The organism is Escherichia sp. E14S1 (assembly GCF_004211995.1).
Taxonomy (GTDB): domain Bacteria; phylum Pseudomonadota; class Gammaproteobacteria; order Enterobacterales; family Enterobacteriaceae; genus Escherichia.
Map to the genome: position 1 here is coordinate 490,975 of NZ_RHJQ01000008.1, position 18,054 is coordinate 509,028.

Genomic DNA, 18,054 nt, shown 5'->3' on the forward strand with positions numbered 1-18,054 from the left:
CAGCACCGGAGATAAATATTAGTGTTATATAGCGGATCCATTGCAACATGTTTTTCCCTGTGGGAATTTAATTCTAAAATAATGTCTAACATTGTATTCCAGATAACGCAGCAACTGCACACCAGAAGTGCTAAACATAGTCTTAAAGTTATAACAATGAGACTTTGCTCATTTTTAATTAGCCATTTATCTAATAGAGAAGAGATTATAATATTTATATTAGGAATATATAATGCGAAATCATATATTCCAGTGATATTAAGCAATGACAAATTCAATACGGGTTTTAGAAATTAAACCGTGACCATGCTGGCAGAAATAATCCACCGCACCACACGCTTTTAACACCTGTAACGGTTGGTGGCAGTCAGGGCAAAGTGCCTGGACGATGAAATCTTTGTCGCAAGTTACGCAGTGAGCCGTCTCGCCTTGACGTTCGAGAGGTTTTTGGCAGATTGGGCAGCTGAGTTCCATAAATGATCCTCACATTTTCATGAGTTTCCCTTTCCATATGGAAAGGGAAACCAGATAAGTAATTACTTACTTTTCTTGATATGCTTCATCAGGCGCTTACGCTTACGCATCTGGGTCGGCGTCAGGGTGTTACGCTTGTTCGCATATGGGTTTTCCCCTTCTTTAAACTGAATACGAATCGGCGTACCCATCACATCCAGAGACTTGCGGAAGTAGTTCATCAGATAACGCTTGTAGGAATCCGGCAGGTCTTTTACCTGGTTACCGTGAATCACCACAATCGGCGGGTTATAACCACCGGCGTGGGCATATTTCAGCTTCACGCGACGCCCGCGTACCAGTGGCGGCTGGTGATCTTCAACAGCCATGGTCATGATTCGTGTCAGCATAGACGTACCCACGCGACGGGTAGAGCTGTCATATGCTTCACGCACTGATTCAAACAGGTTACCAACACCACTGCCGTGCAATGCAGAGATAAAGTGCACGCGAGCAAAATCAATAAAGCCCAGACGGAAGTCCAGCGTCTCTTTCACCTGCTCTTTCACTTCCTGGCTCAGGCCATCCCACTTGTTCACCACAATCACAAGTGAGCGCCCACTATTGAGAATAAAGCCCAGCAGAGAGAGATCCTGATCGGAAATACCTTCGCGTGCATCAATGACCAGCATCACCACGTTGGCATCTTCAATTGCCTGCAACGTTTTGATTACTGAGAACTTCTCTACCGCATCGGTGATTTTGCCGCGTTTACGTACGCCTGCGGTGTCAATGAGTACATACTCACGTCCGTCACGTTCCATTGGAATGTAGATACTGTCACGCGTTGTGCCTGGCATGTCGTAAACCACAACGCGTTCTTCACCGAGAATACGGTTAGTGAGCGTAGACTTACCGACGTTCGGACGCCCCACAATCGCCAGTTTGATCGGCAGACTTTGCGGGTCGAAGTCGTCTTCCTCTTCTTCTTCGCCGTTCTCTTGCGCTTCAAATTGCGCCCAGTATTCTGCGTCTTCGTCCACTTCTTCTTGCGGCGCGAGATCTTCCATCCACGGCAGAAGGACGTGCTCCAGCAGGCTTAATACACCACGACCATGAGACGCGGCAATTGGGTAGATTTCGCCTAAACCGAGCGAATAGAAATCAACAACTGCCTGGTCTGGATCTAAACCATCAGTTTTGTTTGCCACCAGGAAGGTAGGTTTTTCTCGGGAGCGCAGGTGCTTGGCAATAGCTTCATCTGCCGGCATCAGGCCAGCACGCGCATCAACCATAAACAGTACAACGTCTGCTTCTTCAATCGCCAGCAGCGACTGTTCCGCCATGCGGGTTTCAACACCGTCTTCCGTACCGTCAATACCGCCGGTATCAATACAGATAAACTCGCGGCCTTCAATTTCTGCACGACCGTACTTACGGTCACGAGTCAGACCCGGGAAATCCGCAACCAGCGCATCTCGGGTGCGAGTTAGACGGTTAAATAACGTGGATTTTCCTACGTTAGGGCGCCCGACAAGCGCGACCACAGGTACCATGTTTAAAGCCTCATTTTTATATATCATCAGACAACGATCGCTTTTTTTGCGTCGTTGTTAAAAACAGGAAAACGGCCCCTGTCCAGGAGCCGTTTTCAAAGTGAACGACAGAGACGATTAACGTGTAATGGAGTACACAGTCCCGTCTTTTGCCTGGATCAGCAGTTTGCCATCAGCGGCAACCGGTTCGGTCTGGAAACCGGAGCTATCAACTTTTTGCTGGGCAACGAAACGACCATCTTCGACGTTAATCCAGTGCAGATAGCCTTCACTGTCACCCACCACCAGGTTGCCATTATACAGCACCGGAGAAGTCAGCAGGCGATGCAACAGATCGCTTTGCGTCCACAGCGTAACGCCGCCATCAATAGTCAACGCCATCACCCGGTCATTTTGATCGACCAGATAGATGCGGTTGCCGTCGACGATGAAATCATTCACCGAACCCAGTTCACGTTTCCACATAATCTGACCGCTGCGCAGATCAAGCGCCGTCAGGTTACCATTATAGGCCAGTGCAAAAACAACGCCGTTAATGATTACCGGAGTTGTGTCAACATCGCTCAGACGGTCGATTTCAGTAGAGCCGGTCGCCTGAGAGATGCGCTGTTGCCAAATCATCTGGCCCTGTTGCATCAGTACTGCACTGACACGGCCATTATCACCACCAACAACTGCTGCGCCAAACGCTGTGGCTGGCGCAGATTCGCCACGCAAAGAGAGCGAAGGCATATCAAGGTTAACTGTCCATTTAACAGCACCGTCTGCTTCGTTCAGCGCTTGCAACTGACCATTACTGGTGTGGATAAGTACCAGACCATCGCTAACCACCGGGCGAGAAAGTGCTTCACCTGCGACTTTAGTTTGCCATGCTACAGTACCATCGCTGGTATTCAGCGCGTAAACCTGCGCCTTTTCGCTGCCAATGTAAACGTGACCACCTGCTACGGTCACGCCGCCAGAAAGCAATGCCGGCTCTTTAGACAACCAGCCATCTTTCTCAGCCAGACTGACAGACCAGATTTCTTTGCCGTCATCCGCATTCATCGCTTTTACTAAACCAGCGCGGTCTGCTGCATAGACAACGTTGTCCGCCAGCGCCGGATGAAGATTAGAATAGAAGTTGCCAATGCCGCTACCAACAGAGGTGCTCCACGCCGTGGTCGGCGTAAACTGGTTTTCAACGGTCGGCAATGGGGACATCTTTACCACATCTTCTTCGCTGTTAAACAGCGAACAGCCGCTTAAAAGAGTAACGGAAAGCAGTCCTGGCAGCAGTAATTTACGCAATTGCATCGGGTCCCTCTCAGATGGACAAATTATTAATTTTCATCTGCATCATTTCGCTCAGTGCCGGGGTAGCATCGCTTTTCACGCCTGCTTCCCATGCACTACGCGCACCTTGCTTATCACCTTTGCTCAGCAATGCTTCACCACGCAGGTCGGCAACAATGGCAGCCCACCCTTCACCTTTAATGGTTTCAAGGGTTTTCAGCGCGGCATCAGCCTGCTTGAGCTGCACCTGAACTCGGGCAAGACGCAGATTTATCACGGCTTTGAGATTTTCATCGCTCGTGTCCGCCAACCCCTGTTGCAATTGGGCGGCAGCTTTCTCTAGTTCATTTTTGTCAACAAATTGCTGCGCAAGTTCCAAAGAAGCCAGCGCGCCATAAGTATTTTTATTTTCAGCAGCGAATTTTTCCGCCGCCGGAATGCTGTCTGGTTTGCCTTCGCTAACTGCGGTAACCGCATTTTGATAGGCAAGAGAAGTGGAGCGTGCGGAATCAACCTGATGGCTGTTCCAGTAGCGCCAGCCAATCAGTGCGCCAACGCCCAAAATCACCCCAACAGCCAGTGCTTTGCCATTTTCAGCAAAAAAGCGTTTAACCGCTTCAACCTGGTCGTTTTCGTTCTCGTAAATTTCCACGCTGTCCTTCTCCTTCCTTAACCCAGTAACGTGCGCAAATGCGCGGCTACGCTATCCTGCGCAACTGCCGTTTGCTCACCAGAGCGCAAATCCTTCACTACTGCCGTGCCGTTAGCCACTTCGGACTCACCCAGCACCACAGCAACGCGTGCGCCCCATTTATCAGCACGGGCAAACTGTTTCTTAAAGTTGCCGACGCCGTGGTTGGTCATCAATTTCACACCCGGTAATTCATCACGTAGACGCTCAGCTAATGCCAGCGCCGCAGATTGTGTATCGGCGCCTGAAGCCACCAGGTATATATCGACAACGGGATCGGCTTTAAATTCCGGATTAACTGCCTGAACTAACAACACAAGACGTTCGAGGCCCATCGCAAAACCTACTGCCGGTGTTGCACGGCCACCCAGCTGTTCCACCAGACCGTCATAACGACCGCCTGCGCACACGGTTCCCTGGGAACCGAGACTGTTAGTCACCCATTCGAAAACGGTACGATTGTAGTAATCCAGACCACGCACCAAACGCTGGTTGACGGTGTAGGCAATACCTGCGCTCTCCAGCAGTTTGCACAGACCAGCAAAATGCTCGCGAGACTCCTCGTCAAGATAATCGCCTAACGCCGGAGCGTCATTGAGTAACGCCTGCACTTCCGGATTTTTGGAATCCAGCACGCGCAGCGGGTTGGTGTACATGCGGCGTTTGCAGTCTTCGTCCAGCTTTTCTTTATGCTGTTCGAGGAATGCCACTAAAGCGTCGCGGTAGTTCGCTCGCGCTTCCAGTGAACCGATTGAGTTCAGTTCGAGGGTAACGTGTTCAGAGATACCCAGCGCACGCCACCAGCGAGCAGTAAGCATGATCAGTTCGGCGTCAATATCCGGACCTTGCAGACCGAAGACTTCACAACCTAGCTGATGAAATTGACGATAACGGCCTTTTTGCGGACGCTCATGGCGGAACATCGGCCCGATATACCACAGACGCTGTTCCTGATTGTACAGAAGACCATGCTCGATGCCGGCGCGTACACAGCCCGCCGTCCCTTCAGGACGCAAAGTCAGGCTGTCGCCATTGCGATCCTCAAAGGTATACATCTCTTTTTCAACCACGTCGGTGACTTCACCAATCGCACGTTTGAATAGCGGGGTCTGCTCTACAATCGGCAAGCGGATTTCACTGTAACCGTAGCTGCCGAGCACGTTTTTCAGTGTGCCTTCAATGCGCTGCCAAATGGCCGTTTCGCCAGGCAGGTAATCGTTCATGCCGCGAATGGCTTGAATGTTTTTTGCCACGTTTATTCTCTTTCTGAATATAAAAATGAACCCTCAACGCTTCCGTCAATGTTTCGGGAGCTATGCGGGTTCAATCATACACGGGAAGCGAGGCGCTTCCCATCACGTTATTATTTTTCAACCTGCTGAACGTCAATTCGACGCGCTTCGTCCAGCTGACTGGCTTTCGCACGAATGCGCGCTTCCAGCTGGTCGACCATGTCATTGTTGTCCAGACGGTCTTTGCGCACGCCATCTTCATAAAGGCCGCTTTTCTTATTGCCGCCCGTGACGCCGAGTGTAGAAACCAGTGCCTCGCCAGGGCCATTCACCACGCAACCAATGATCGAAACGTCCATCGGGGTAATGATATCTTCCAGACGCTGCTCAAGTGCGTTAACCGTACCAATGACGTCAAACTCCTGACGAGAACAGGTCGGGCAGGCAATGAAGTTGATCCCGCGCGAACGGATTCGCAGCGATTTAAGGATATCGAAACCGACTTTGATCTCTTCAACCGGATCGGCAGCCAGCGAAACGCGCAGCGTGTCACCAATACCTTCAGACAGCAACAGACCTAAACCGATGGCAGATTTCACCGCCCCACTGCGTGCGCCGCCGGCTTCGGTGATCCCAAGATGCAGCGGCTGATCGATCTGTTTTGCCAGCAGACGATACGATTCTACTGCCAGGAAAACGTCTGACGCTTTGACACTGACTTTAAACTGATCGAAGTTCAGACGATCAAGATGATCAACATGGCGCATGGCGGACTCAAGCAACGCCTGCGGCGTCGGTTCGCCATACTTTTCTTGCAGATCTTTTTCCAGCGATCCCGCGTTAACGCCAATACGGATCGGAATGTTTTTATCGCGCGCACAGTCAACCACCATGCGAATACGCTCTTCATTACCGATATTGCCTGGGTTAATGCGCAGGCAGTCGACGCCGTATTCCGCCACTTTCAGCGCAATGCGATAGTCAAAGTGGATGTCGGCCACCAGCGGTACGTTAACCTGCTGTTTGATGAGTTTGAACGCTTCTGCCGCGTCCATCGTCGGTACTGAAACACGAACGATATCGGCACCAACACGTTCCAGCGCCTTGATTTGATTGACCGTCGCTTCGACGTCCGTCGTGCGCGTATTAGTCATGGACTGTACGGCGATGGGAGCTCCATCGCCAATCGGCACATTCCCAACGTAAATACGTGTTGATTTTCTACGTTGAATTGGAGCCTGGTTATGCATGCAAAATCTCCCGCGTTACCCGTCTGTTACTGCGCCGGTGATTGTTCGGCATTTAGGGTCAGACGCGCAACCTGGTTAGTTCTGATAAAACGACTCAGATCGACAGGTTTCCCTTGATACTGGATCTGTACTGCGGCCGGCGCACCAATTTTCAGTTTATACGGTGCCTGGCCGGTTAAATTCAAATTACCGTCTTTACGCTGCATCCCGCTGAACAGTTTTTTACCGTTAGCATCAGTGACTTCCAGCCAGCAATCGGCAGTAAAGTTCATCACCAGTGCATTCGGGTTAGCCGCCGGCGTAGTCACGCCTGCCTGATCGGTTGGCAGTGGTGCTGTGTCATCTGACGTCGTTGCCGTTGGCGCGGTCGTAGCAGTGGTATCCACATTCGCCTGCGAAGGCGGAACAACTGCGTTCTGCTGTGGTTCAACGGCAGGTGCCGGCGTGGTCACGTCTGACGTTTGCGTGTTTGCAGCGGTAGTATCCGCAGGTGCTGACGTCGTGGTGGAGTCACTCTGACTAGCGTTTGAGGAGGTATCTAACGGCACGCTCTGCGCCTGGCCGCTATTACCGTTCAGTTCCGCTGTGGTCTGATCTGCCATAGTCGTGATCTCTTCCTGCTGGGCTTTGTGATCTTGCCACCACCAGGCACCGCTCAGTCCAATCACCACGAATAACACCAGCCAGGTGAAGGTCATCAGCCAGCCATCGCGTTTTTTACGTCGCTTGCCGAGAGAGAAACTCTGCATAGGCGCAACTTTTGCGGCCCGTAACGGAGCCTGTTTTTCCAGCCCCGGCAGCAGCTCTTCTTCCGGAATATGCACCAGTCGTGCATAAGACCGGATATACCCGCGCAGGAATGTTGATGCAAGGTCGGCTGGCGCCTTATCCTCTTCAATATCGCGTACCGTGGAAACCTTCAGACAAAGTCGTTCGGCAACGGCTTGCTGGCTAAGTCCAAGTTGTTCGCGGGCATTACGCAAGCGAGCGCCGGTAGTAAGTGCTTCATTTTGGTCGTGCGTGGCTTCAGTATTCATTCGCTGCAGGTACGTTTAAATGAGAATTGAGATGCCGGTGAGCCATCATGCTCACCCACACCGCGAGACATCCATTAAGTTAACCTTTATCATACAGTATAAGACTGTCTGTGTGCTCATGACAAAGCCCACATGAATCAAAGCTAACTCACTGTTGCATCGTTACATACTGCCTTAAAGTCAGCAAAAACGCACCGTTAATATTGATCAGACAATTGCAACTTAATGCTATATTCATAAAAGATTACGCCACGGTACAAAAAGTAACCGTGGCGCAAGAGACATCAAACCGTTTTCACGTCGATGGCTTCACCCTGCATCCGTTTGCGCAGGGTACGTTTAGTGCGGTCGATAACCTCGCCCGCTAATTGCCCGCAGGCAGCGTCGATATCATCCCCACGCGTTTTACGCACGATGGTTGTGAATCCATAGCTCATCAACACTTTTGAGAAGCGATCGATACGACTGTTCGAACTGCGGCCATACGGCGCGCCCGGGAACGGGTTCCACGGAATCAGGTTGATCTTACACGGCGTATCTTTCAGCAGCTCCGCCAGTTGATGCGCGTGCTCTGTACCGTCGTTAACATGGTCAAGCATCACGTATTCAATGGTGACGCGGCCCTGATTGGCATTGGACTTTTCCAGATAGCGGCGTACTGCAGCGAGGAAAGTTTCGATGTTGTACTTTTTGTTGATCGGTACAATTTCGTCACGAATTTCGTCGTTCGGCGCATGCAGAGAGATTGCCAGCGCAACGTCAATCATATCGCCCAGTTTATCCAGTGCCGGAACAACACCCGATGTAGAGAGCGTCACGCGACGTTTAGACAAGCCAAAGCCAAAATCGTCGAGCATGATTTCCATCGCCGGAACGACATTGTTCAGGTTGAGCAGCGGTTCGCCCATGCCCATCATCACTACGTTAGTGATCGGACGCTGACCGGTGACTTTTGCTGCGCCGACGATTTTCGCCGCACGCCACACCTGGCCGATAATTTCCGACACCCGCAGGTTACGGTTGAAACCTTGCTGGGCAGTGGAACAAAATTTACACTCCAGCGCACAGCCGACCTGCGAGGAGACGCAAAGTGTGGCGCGGTCGTCTTCCGGAATGTACACCGTTTCAACGCGCTGATCGCCCACGGCAATTGCCCATTTAATGGTGCCGTCAGATGAACGCTGTTCTTCAACCACTTCCGGTGCGCGGATCTCCGCCACCTCTTTCAGCTTGCCACGCAACACTTTGTTGATGTCGGTCATCTCATCAAAGTTGTCGCAGCAATAGTGATACATCCACTTCATCACCTGATCGGCGCGGAAGGGTTTTTCACCCAAATCTTTAAAAAACTCCCGCATCTGCTGACGGTTGAGATCCAGCAGGTTGATTTTTCCATCTTTCGTGGTGACGTTTTCAGGTGTGACTAATTGTTCAGACATATGCTATTCCGGCCTCGTTATTACACGTTATGGCCCCTGGAGGGTTGAAAAAAGAAACGCCCCGGTGAGCGACTGCTCGTCCGGGGGCGCTGCATTGTACAAATTCTGGCGCATGGATGCCACGTTTGCACGCGGCATTTACGAAAATATTAACGTGTGCGCGGACACACTTCGCCTTCACCGAAGAAGAAGGCGATTTCGCGAGCGGCAGATTCTACAGAATCAGAACCGTGGGTACCGTTTTCGGTCAGGCTGTCAGCATAATCAGCACGCAGAGTACCGGCCAGTGCGTTTGCCGGGTTGGTCGCGCCCAGCAGATCGCGGTGACGCTGAACGGCGTTTTCACCTTCCAGTACGGAAACCACGATCGGGCCAGAGGTCATGAACTCAACCAGACCATCAAAGAACGGTTTTCCATCGTGTTCAGCATAAAAGCCACGAGCCTGTTCAACGGTCAGGTGCAGCATTTTGGTGCCGACAATTTTGAATCCAGCAGCTTCAAAGCGCGCAAAGATATTACCAATAACGTTTTTTGCTACCGCGTTCGGTTTGATGATGGAAAAAGTACGTTCAATAGCCATTTTTACCTCTGTAAATTATTCTGTTGTTGTCTGTACCAGCGTACGAGATGGCGCGGATTATAATGAGCTACAGGGCCGTTGACTATTGATGAAGGTAACATTTTTTTAAAATAAACCGAGTTTAAGCAACAAAATCTGACAAAACAGACTACTGCATGGCAAATCTCACCGTCGCGACCTGTCCCATTTCATCCATCACCAGTAACTGATAATCACCTTTTTCACTCAAACGCAACGTAATGTTACGCCCACGTTCAGTTAACGGCGCACCATTAAGAAACCACCATCGTTCACCTGTGCCACCCGTGGTTTGCACAGGCAAAGAAGCATCAGCAGTGCCAGGTAAACGTTTAATAATCGCGCCATCGCGAACGCCTGTCAGCTGCAGCGGGAGCTGGGCATCGTGACCGTACGGCGGGCAACTTGTTGATGCCGATGGCAGGCGTGCGGCGCGGCGCTCCGATGCAGGCAGCCAGGGTTCCAGCGGTAGCGGCCAGACATTTATCATTTCTTGTCGCGCTTGAGGGCAATCAGCGGCAACACGTTTGCCGTTTTCATCCAGCCAGATGGGGAAACGAATGCCATTAATGCCTTCCTGCTCCGGTAGTAATAGAGTTGGCGGCTGGCTCCCGTCCAGCAGCCAGGTTGCCAGGCGGCGGCGACAGTTACCGTCACCTTCCGGCAAAGACTGTCCGCCCGGCCAGCAGATAACGCCACGGCTTACAGAGTCAGGACGCGGGTCTTCCGGCAGATTCGCACTGTGCGACAGTAAGATATTATTGACCTGATTCAACAGCGGTACGGCGCTGGCAAAACCAAACTGACCGACAACGGGCGTGCCGTCCGGCCTGCCGGTCCAGATACCGACCACATAGCGAGCGTTTATCCCTATTGCCCATGCATCGCGGTAGCCATAACTGGTTCCTGTTTTCCACGCCAGTGGTACGACGCGTGGCAAGGCGCTATCCGGAAGCGGCTGCGCTTCATCTGCCATTATACGGCGGATAATCCACGCGGCCCCCGGCGACATTAACGGTCGCTCAAGTAATGGGTCGCCCGGCTGTAAGCGCAACTTACCCGCCTTACCGTGGCGAGCAAACACGGTATACGCTGCAGCCATATCTTCCAGTTTTGCACCAGCGCCGCCAAGAATGAGCGAAAGATTGGGCGCAGCACCGTTGGGCAGATACAACGGCAATCCAACATTACGTAATTTTGCCGCAAACCGTTTCGGGCCATAGGCTTCCAGCACCTGCACAGCAGGTAAGTTCAGCGAGCGCACCAGCGCCTCGCTCATGCTGATCGGGCCATGAAAACCGCTGTCAAAGTTACCAGGTCGATAATCACCGGTGCGTCGGGGGACGTCTTGCAACAGCGATGCCGGGTGGATCAAACCTTCATCCAGCGCCAGACCATAAACAAATGGTTTGAGCACCGATCCTGGCGATCGGATCGCATTAACCATATCAACATGACCAAAGCGTGAATCATCGTTGAGATCGACCGATCCTACCCAGCCGCGAACACGCATATCGGTATGATCAACCACGATCATCGCCAGTGAGCTGCGCGCCGGCAATCGTCCTTTCCAGTTTTGCGCCAGTTCTTCCAGACGTCGTTGAAGACCAGCATCCAGCGTAGTAACGATTTTGTCGCTTTTACTTTTACCGAGCATCATGCGCGAAAACAGCGGTGCCAATTGCGGCATTTGCCTGGGGGCCAGCCAGATGGGCTCTTCACTAGATTCTTTTACCTGCTCACGGGACCACACACCTTGCGCAGCCATCCGTTTGAGCACTTTATTACGTGCGGCCTCAGCACGTTCCGGCCAGCGATCCGGGCGCAGTCGGCTGGGCGCTTGCGGTAACACCGCCAACATTGCTGCCTCGGAATAGCTCAAATTAGCAGGCGATTTTCCGAGATAAGCCCAGCTTGCCGCACCGATCCCCTGTAACGTACCGCCAAACGGGGCGCGGTTAAGATACAAGGTCAGAATTTCACGTTTAGACAGGTGCCATTCCAGTTGAAATGCGCGCCAGAGTTGGCGAATTTTACCGCCAAAGGTTTTCGAATGTGGATCAAGCAGGCGAGCTACCTGCATAGTGAGCGTACTGCCGCCGGAGATAACCCGACCAGAAGTAAGATCCTGCCAGGCAGCACGAGCCACCGAGAATGGGTTCACGCCTGGATGCTTCCAGAACCAGCGATCTTCGTAATTGATCAGTGCTTCGAGATAACGTGGAGAAACATCTTCGATGGTTACCGGATAACGCCAGATGCCATCAGCATCGGCAAAGCGCCAGAGCGGCGTCCCATCCTGCGCCACGACGACGCGTGCGGGGTTAACTTCATGTAGCGGCAGAGGCCAGAGTTTATCTGCCCCCCACGCTGCCAGAATGATAATAAAGGGCGTGACTGCCAGTATTATCCAGCAGCCACGTTTGGTTAACAGACGAGGCATTTACGGTCTGATAATCAGCAAATCTTCAGTAGCGCCAGTCGCCCGCCATTGGGGAACATACATTGATTCCACCATCGGTTGCGGAACCTGATACGTTCCCGGCGTTACCGCCCGCGCCAGATACACCAGCGTTACCGGCTGATATTCATCTACAGCAACCGCCGCTACAAAGCGATCGTCCCGAAACTCAATATGCTTAATGTTCGCTTGTTGCATTTGATTGAGTAGGTTTTGCACTTCGCTGCCACTTTGCTCCAGGCTGGCGCTGCCGTTAGCCAGGTTCTGGTTTTCCAGTTCCAGGCCCGCTGGCAGTAAATCAACGACCAAAGCATCCGGCACGCTGTCACTGGCTTTTACCTGCAACCAGACCAGCACCAGATCGCCGCTACGCAACGAGTCCAGAGACTTACTCTTACCGTCAGTACCAAGAATATGACGCTCAATTTGCAGCACATTGCTCGCTGGTTGTGGTGCGGATTGCGGATAACCGCTGGCATCCACACGCAGCCATAACGGCTGGTCGCCACGGTTGGTCACCTGCAACGCTGCCAGTTGATCGCTATCCAGATTGCTGTTTTGCGCTTTCTCGCCTGTCAACGGCTCGGCAGACAAAGACGTCTGCGCCTGCCATTTACCCGGTAAATCCTGAAGAGTACGGGCAGCCCGGAACAGCGCGTTACTTTCCTGGGTCGAGAGCCAACGTTCGCCAAATGCCTGCTGTGAAAGGGTGTTAATCAATGCCTGCTGTGCATCAGGCAGTAGCTTGTTCTCTTCAAGTAAAGAGAGCATCAGCGCGTTATCGCGGAGTGGGCTACCGTAATCGCCCAGCCATTTCCGTGCATCGTTACGCGACGTTTTCAGCGCCAGCGCAATCGCTTCTTCACCACGCGTCGCATCACCCATGGTTTTCAGCGCAACGCCAAGTTGCAGCAGCGGTAAACCAGAAGCCGCATCTGCACGACGCTCCCAGATTTCGCGTAGCGCACCCAGCGGCGCTTTTTGTTGCCGTGCCAGCACCAGCGCTGCGTAAGACTGAACGGCAAACTTACTGGCTTTAAGATTATCAGCGTACGGAATCGACATCATGCCCGGATCTTGTAAATAGCGCAGCAGACGCTCGTTTCCACGATTAATGGCTTCTGTCGGCACGCTGTAACCCTGTTCACCAGCACGGGTCAGGAAATCCATCACGTATGCGGTCAGCCAGTACTCTTCGTCACCGTTTTTATCCCACAGGGCAAAGCCGCCGTTATCACGTTGCATTTGCAGCAAACGCGAAATGCCAATATCGACTGCCGCACGGCGTTTATCATCGCTGTCACCTTTTATACCCAACGCCTGCAGTTGGGCTGCATTGGTATAAAGTGACGGAAACAGGCCGCTGGTGGTTTGCTCCAGGCAGCCGTAGGGATATGCTTTTAACTCTTTGATATAACGCGCGATGTTCAGCGGTGGCTTGCCGCTCAACAACAACTGCCCTTCCAGCGTAACAGGCGAGAAGTTTTGCAACCCATCAGCCGGGAGCGCCCATGTTTCACCAGGCTGTAATGCCGTACCGTAATTGACCGTTTGTGCCGGGAATGCCGGACGGACGCCGATTTTCCACTGCTTATGCTGATCGGCAACGGTTTCACCTGGTAACGCTAACCCGCTAATGGTGGCCTGAATTTCACCATCGCCAAACCCCGTCAGAGCACGCACCGGGATAAACAGCGTGGTTCGCACACCTGGCGCTAATTCAACAGGTGCGGGGGAATTACTCACCAGTTCAAGCAAGCCACTGGCGGTCAGAGCAACGTTAAGTTTTTGCGGTTTATCGGTAAGATTAGTGATGTCCAGCGTCAGACGTGAGGTGTCGCCGCTAGCCATAAAGCGCGGCATGTTCAGTTCCGCTATCACGGGTGCCGCAACAACCACTTTGCTTTCGTTGCTGCCGAAATCATCTGCCGTCCATGCTTGCGCCATGACGCGCAATTCACCGTTAAAATCGCCAATCGGCAATGTAACCGTGCCTTCGCCCTGTTCGTTGAGCGTTACTGGCAGCGCCTGTTGCGCGACAATATTGACGTGATTTACTGGCGGTTTGCCACCGCGTTTCAGTTCATCACCATCGCCACCAAAGCGCAGTGCAGCCAGACGCCCCTGACCTTCAATAACCTGACCGTAAATATCGTAAATGTCTGCGCCATAGCGTTTCTGACCAAAGAACGCCTGCCACGGATCTGGCGTGACGTAGTCAGTAATATTCAGCACACCACTATCAACGGCAGACACCAGCACATTCACCTGTTTTGGCTTCTCGCCATTTTTAGTGCTGGCTTTAATTTTAACGGTTAATGGTTGATTGGGACGCATTTTTGATGGTGTTTCCAGCGCCAGATCGAGGCGACGGTTTTCATCACCAAGCGGCAAATGCAACACACCAACCGCGCGTTTTGGCGTCGCGGAGCGAGATTTATCGCCAGGACGCACCACCAGAGTACTCAAATAAAGATCATGACGATTCCAGGTTTTATCGACCGGAATCGTCAGATCCAGCCCTTGAGCCGGAACATCAATCTCTTGCCACCACAGCGGCCCTTCACTGGACTCGACCATCGCATAACCTTTACCCGCCGTTGGCGCGGCGATATGCAACTTAATGGTGTCGCCCGGGCGATAACTGGCCTTATCCAGTTTCAGCGTGACACGGTCCGGACGCACTGCGCCGCTACCGTCGCTATTATCCTGCCAGCTATATCCGGCCCAAAAACGCACGCTACTGACCGCTTCATTCGGCGCTTTGACTTCCAGACGATAAGCGCCCCACTCTACCGGAAAACTTACCTTGCCGGTTTCATCCGCTTTCAGATCCAGCGTTTGCTCATTTTCGATCAGATCTTTTTGATCGAACTGTGACTTCCAGCCTTCATCTTCCGACCAGTTCCAGTAGTAATCGCGACGTTCGCGAATCAGTCGCACCTGCAAGCCCGACACTGCTTTTTTCACGCCCTGCGCATCGCTATAAACGATATCAAAAACAGCGTTACTGTCTTCATCAACAATGGGCTGTTTTACCATGCTGTCAGTACGATAATCGTAAACTGATTTTGAAGAGAACTGCGGACGGATCCCTGGCAGCACATCGGCAGGCCAGATAGCCTGTTCAGCGCGGCGCGTCACCGGGCGACCGCCCGATTCCAGCAAACTCCCCTGGAAAATAACCTGTAATGGGGAATGTACTTCCTTCCACTGGCTTTCAGTGGAAACTTCGCCGCGTCCTTTATCATCCAGCGTCAGCTGGACTTCATCCAGCGTGCACGAAAGGTTTTCGGCAGCAATATCACCAAATTCGAAACCAGGCAATGCAGAAACCGCTTCACGCAGCGGTCGCAGGAAAAGCTGTCCCTGCAAGGTATTGCCATTAGCGGGCGCACCGTACAGGTAGTACCCCACCACGGAGAACTTCACTTCATCTTTTGGCGTTAATGGCGTTTTCTCGCCGGTCAGATTCAACGCCATGCGCTCCGGCATAAAATCTTCGACGTGGAAATCCCACATCCGATACTGGTTATCCCCAGTGTTGGCTCGGATATGCCACATTCCAGTTGCCGCAGTGCTATCCAGCGGCCAGGTAAAGTGGTAGAGGCCATTTTCCGGCTGGCTAACAACACTACGCAGTACCTGCCCGTCAGGTTTAATCACGTCCAGTTTGATGGGTTGATCCGGCAGAGCTTTACCGTCTGCATCACGCAGTAAGCCGTTGAGGATTACCGTTTCGCCAGGGCGATAAAGATCGCGCGGACCAAACATAAAGAACTGTTTGCTGTAGCCTGGCGCGCCAGCAATGTTAAATTCCGCTAAGTCCAGTGCCGGTAGTTTTAAATCGAGCAGCGTTGTCTGACCGTCTTTACGCGCCAGCAGTAGCGCCGCGTTTTTATCATTTTCCAACTGCACATGGCCCTGTGAATCACTGGTCGCCTGAGTCAGGGTCTGCCCTTTCTCATTTAATAGCGAGACTTCAATTCCTTGCTGGGCCGCGCCGTTTTCCAGGCTTTGAGTAAAGATATCCAGACGATTGTGATAACGGTGGGCCGATACGCCGATATCACTTAACGTAAATAGCGTGGCTGGATTACTGTAATCGTAATGTCCGGCCTGATTCATAACAGCCAGATACACGCCCGCCTGCTGAAGCGGCTTGATATCGCCCAGCGGCAGCAATAATTTTTCGCGGGTGTTACGCGCAGGATTGAGATCAAACCGCCCGGTATAGACCAGGTCCGCCATCTCCAACAGTTTGTCCGATTGCCAGTTCGCCAGTGAGTTACGATATTCCCACTGGCTAATGAAAGCTGGCAGCGATTCCGGCTTAACACGGAAGAAGTTAACATCGACATTGTTAACGTTGAGCGCCATTACCGGCAGTCCTTCCACGACTTTTCCGGGTAGCAGCGAACCACGGCTGGCAAAGCCGACGCTGGGTTGGATATCGCGGGTGGTGATGGTTTTTTCGTAATCTTTACCGAAGGTTGCGTTATTGAGTGCCTTAACTTCCTTGCCAATAGTGACGATCAAATCACGTTTCGGTTCGAGGTGGCGTAAACGCAGTTCTTTGAGATTATCTGACAACTCCCAGGCGCCATCCACTTTGCCGCTCTTTTTATCGACGACATGAATAACGCGCGAGAAGTCCTGATCCGGGTCGAGGGGGACAGAGAAAGTCAGTACCAGCGTGGCTGCGCCATCGAGCTGTACCTCAGAGAGATCCAGCAATGTCAGTGCCTTACCCGCGCTCTGTTGTGCCAGTTTTTGTCGCGCCGGCGAGGAGAGTTTCGCAGAAGTCGCATTTGTCGAAGATGACTCTTTAGCAACTTCAGAAGACGTATCTTTTTTCACTGCAGTTGGCGCGTTATCGTTGTTGTCGCACCCTGCCAGCGCCAGCATCAACATACAGGCGGCTAAGCGTAACTTTTTCATCTCTCATCCCTGCCACAATGGCCCGTTAGCAACGTCGAATGATTATTATGCGTGAGAAATGATGTTATGTAATTCACTATCACATCTACAAAATCCGAATTTTAGTGAGAAGTGTGGCTCAGGCAGCCAAATCAGCCTCTTTTGCTTGTCGCTTTTCGGCAAACATCCGACAATTTAACTTAACCCCGGCAAAAATGGAGATGCCTATGTCCACGACATGGTTTGTAGGAGCCGACTGGCTCGCCGAACATATTGATGACCCGGAAATTCAGATTATTGATGCTCGTATGGCGCCGCCCGGGCAGGAAGAGCGTAACGTTGCCCAGGAGTATCTGAACGGTCATATCCCCGGTGCAGTATTTTTCGATATCGAAGCTCTTTCTGATCATACATCCCCCCTTCCGCACATGCTGCCTCGCCCGGAAACGTTCGCCGTCGCGATGCGTGAACTGGGCGTTAATCAGGACAAGCATCTGATTGTCTATGATGAAGGAAACCTATTTTCTGCGCCGCGCGCGTGGTGGATGCTGCGCACTTTTGGTGTGGAGAAAGTGTCAATCCTTGGCGGGGGCTTAGCGGGCTGGCAACGTGATGATCTGCTGTTAGAAGAAGGCGCAGTGGAACTGCCGGAAGGTGAGTTTAACGTCGCGTTTACCCCGGAAGCCGTGGTGAAAGTGACCGATGTGTTATTGGCAAGTCATGAAAAAACGGCACAAATTATCGATGCCCGCCCGGCTACGCGTTTTAACGCGGAAGTTGATGAACCTCGCGCAGGTTTACGTCGCGGACATATTCCCGGCGCGGTGAATGTCCCATGGACAGAACTGGTGCGCGAAGGCGAACTGAAAACGACCGATGAACTGGATGCGATATTTTTTGGTCGCGGCATCAGCTATGACAAACCGATTATCGTCAGCTGCGGCTCTGGTGTAACGGCAGCCGTGGTTTTGTTGGCACTCGCAACACTGGATGTGCCAAATGTGAAACTATACGACGGGGCGTGGAGTGAATGGGGCGCACGGGCCGATTTACCGGTTGAGCCATTGAAATAAGCTTTTTACAGGCAATAAAAAACCGCCGAATTTGGCGGTTTTTTATTGCTGGTCTGGTTCGCGGCCTT

The 18,054-nt window shown here is 52.2% G+C and carries 12 protein-coding genes; 1 reads left to right on the forward strand and 11 read right to left on the reverse strand.

Annotated elements, in window-relative coordinates:
- Positions 1 to 258 precede the first annotated feature (258 nt).
- The 11 genes from D9734_RS11210 to yfhM all read right to left on the reverse strand — a co-directional run bounded on the left by D9734_RS11210 (position 259) and on the right by yfhM (position 16,934).
- Complete coding sequence (locus tag D9734_RS11210; RefSeq protein ID WP_130207487.1) at positions 259 to 474, reverse strand: zinc ribbon domain-containing protein; 216 nt, start codon at positions 472 to 474, stop codon at positions 259 to 261.
- Positions 475 to 536: 62 nt separating this feature from the next.
- Entirely contained in the window at positions 537 to 2,009 is a 1,473-nt protein-coding gene (der, locus tag D9734_RS11215) for a ribosome biogenesis GTPase Der (protein WP_032281443.1), read from the reverse strand.
- A gap of 117 nt (positions 2,010 to 2,126) precedes the next feature.
- Positions 2,127 to 3,305: an outer membrane protein assembly factor BamB gene (gene bamB, locus D9734_RS11220; protein ID WP_130207489.1), complete on the reverse strand. Its 1,179-nt coding sequence runs from the start codon at positions 3,303 to 3,305 to the stop codon at positions 2,127 to 2,129.
- Positions 3,306 to 3,315: 10 nt separating this feature from the next.
- Positions 3,316 to 3,936 carry an ancillary SecYEG translocon subunit YfgM gene (yfgM, locus tag D9734_RS11225; RefSeq protein ID WP_130207491.1) on the reverse strand — a complete coding sequence of 207 codons (621 nt, stop codon included), beginning with the start codon at positions 3,934 to 3,936 and terminating at the stop codon, positions 3,316 to 3,318.
- Positions 3,937 to 3,953: 17 nt separating this feature from the next.
- The gene (gene hisS / locus D9734_RS11230; protein ID WP_130207493.1) at positions 3,954 to 5,228 is read right to left on the reverse strand and encodes a histidine--tRNA ligase; all 1,275 of its coding nucleotides are present in this window, start codon (positions 5,226 to 5,228) and stop codon (positions 3,954 to 3,956) included.
- 110 nt (positions 5,229 to 5,338) lie between these two features.
- A complete protein-coding gene (gene ispG / locus D9734_RS11235; RefSeq protein WP_130207495.1) occupies positions 5,339 to 6,457 on the reverse strand; it encodes a flavodoxin-dependent (E)-4-hydroxy-3-methylbut-2-enyl-diphosphate synthase in 1,119 nt (372 codons plus the stop codon).
- Positions 6,458 to 6,483: 26 nt separating this feature from the next.
- On the reverse strand, positions 6,484 to 7,494 hold the full coding sequence (gene rodZ / locus D9734_RS11240; RefSeq protein ID WP_130207498.1) for a cytoskeleton protein RodZ: 1,011 nt from the start codon (positions 7,492 to 7,494) through the stop codon (positions 6,484 to 6,486).
- A 284-nt stretch (positions 7,495 to 7,778) separates the two neighbouring features.
- Complete coding sequence (locus D9734_RS11245) at positions 7,779 to 8,933, reverse strand: bifunctional tRNA (adenosine(37)-C2)-methyltransferase TrmG/ribosomal RNA large subunit methyltransferase RlmN (RefSeq protein WP_130207500.1); 1,155 nt, start codon at positions 8,931 to 8,933, stop codon at positions 7,779 to 7,781.
- Between the two features lie 149 nt (positions 8,934 to 9,082).
- Positions 9,083 to 9,514 carry a nucleoside-diphosphate kinase gene (gene ndk / locus D9734_RS11250; protein WP_000963835.1) on the reverse strand — a complete coding sequence of 144 codons (432 nt, stop codon included), beginning with the start codon at positions 9,512 to 9,514 and terminating at the stop codon, positions 9,083 to 9,085.
- A 148-nt stretch (positions 9,515 to 9,662) separates the two neighbouring features.
- Positions 9,663 to 11,975, reverse strand: a complete 2,313-nt coding sequence (gene pbpC / locus D9734_RS11255) for a peptidoglycan glycosyltransferase PbpC (protein WP_130207502.1) — start codon at positions 11,973 to 11,975, stop codon at positions 9,663 to 9,665.
- Positions 11,976 to 16,934: an alpha2-macroglobulin gene (yfhM, locus tag D9734_RS11260; protein WP_130207504.1), complete on the reverse strand. Its 4,959-nt coding sequence runs from the start codon at positions 16,932 to 16,934 to the stop codon at positions 11,976 to 11,978. It lies immediately after the preceding gene.
- 206 nt (positions 16,935 to 17,140) lie between these two features.
- Between yfhM and sseA the strand changes: the two genes are divergently transcribed.
- Positions 17,141 to 17,986 (forward strand): 3-mercaptopyruvate sulfurtransferase, encoded by an 846-nt coding sequence (sseA, locus tag D9734_RS11265; protein ID WP_130207506.1) that lies wholly within the window; start codon positions 17,141 to 17,143, stop codon positions 17,984 to 17,986.
- Positions 17,987 to 18,054 lie beyond the last annotated feature (68 nt).

What these genes read in the sequence shown, in the direction of transcription:
- rodZ (WP_130207498.1), bottom strand. Translation starts at nt 7,494, where the DNA reads ATGAATACTGAAGCCACGCACGACCAAAATGAAGCACTTACTACCGGC.
- ndk (WP_000963835.1), bottom strand. Translation starts at nt 9,514, where the DNA reads ATGGCTATTGAACGTACTTTTTCCATCATCAAACCGAACGCGGTAGCA.
- D9734_RS11210 (WP_130207487.1), bottom strand. Translation starts at nt 474, where the DNA reads ATGGAACTCAGCTGCCCAATCTGCCAAAAACCTCTCGAACGTCAAGGC.
- D9734_RS11245 (WP_130207500.1), bottom strand. Translation starts at nt 8,933, where the DNA reads ATGTCTGAACAATTAGTCACACCTGAAAACGTCACCACGAAAGATGGA.
- pbpC (WP_130207502.1), bottom strand. Translation starts at nt 11,975, where the DNA reads ATGCCTCGTCTGTTAACCAAACGTGGCTGCTGGATAATACTGGCAGTC.
- sseA (WP_130207506.1), top strand. Translation starts at nt 17,141, where the DNA reads ATGTCCACGACATGGTTTGTAGGAGCCGACTGGCTCGCCGAACATATT.
- yfhM (WP_130207504.1), bottom strand. Translation starts at nt 16,934, where the DNA reads ATGAAAAAGTTACGCTTAGCCGCCTGTATGTTGATGCTGGCGCTGGCA.
- der (WP_032281443.1), bottom strand. Translation starts at nt 2,009, where the DNA reads ATGGTACCTGTGGTCGCGCTTGTCGGGCGCCCTAACGTAGGAAAATCC.
- ispG (WP_130207495.1), bottom strand. Translation starts at nt 6,457, where the DNA reads ATGCATAACCAGGCTCCAATTCAACGTAGAAAATCAACACGTATTTAC.
- bamB (WP_130207489.1), bottom strand. Translation starts at nt 3,305, where the DNA reads ATGCAATTGCGTAAATTACTGCTGCCAGGACTGCTTTCCGTTACTCTT.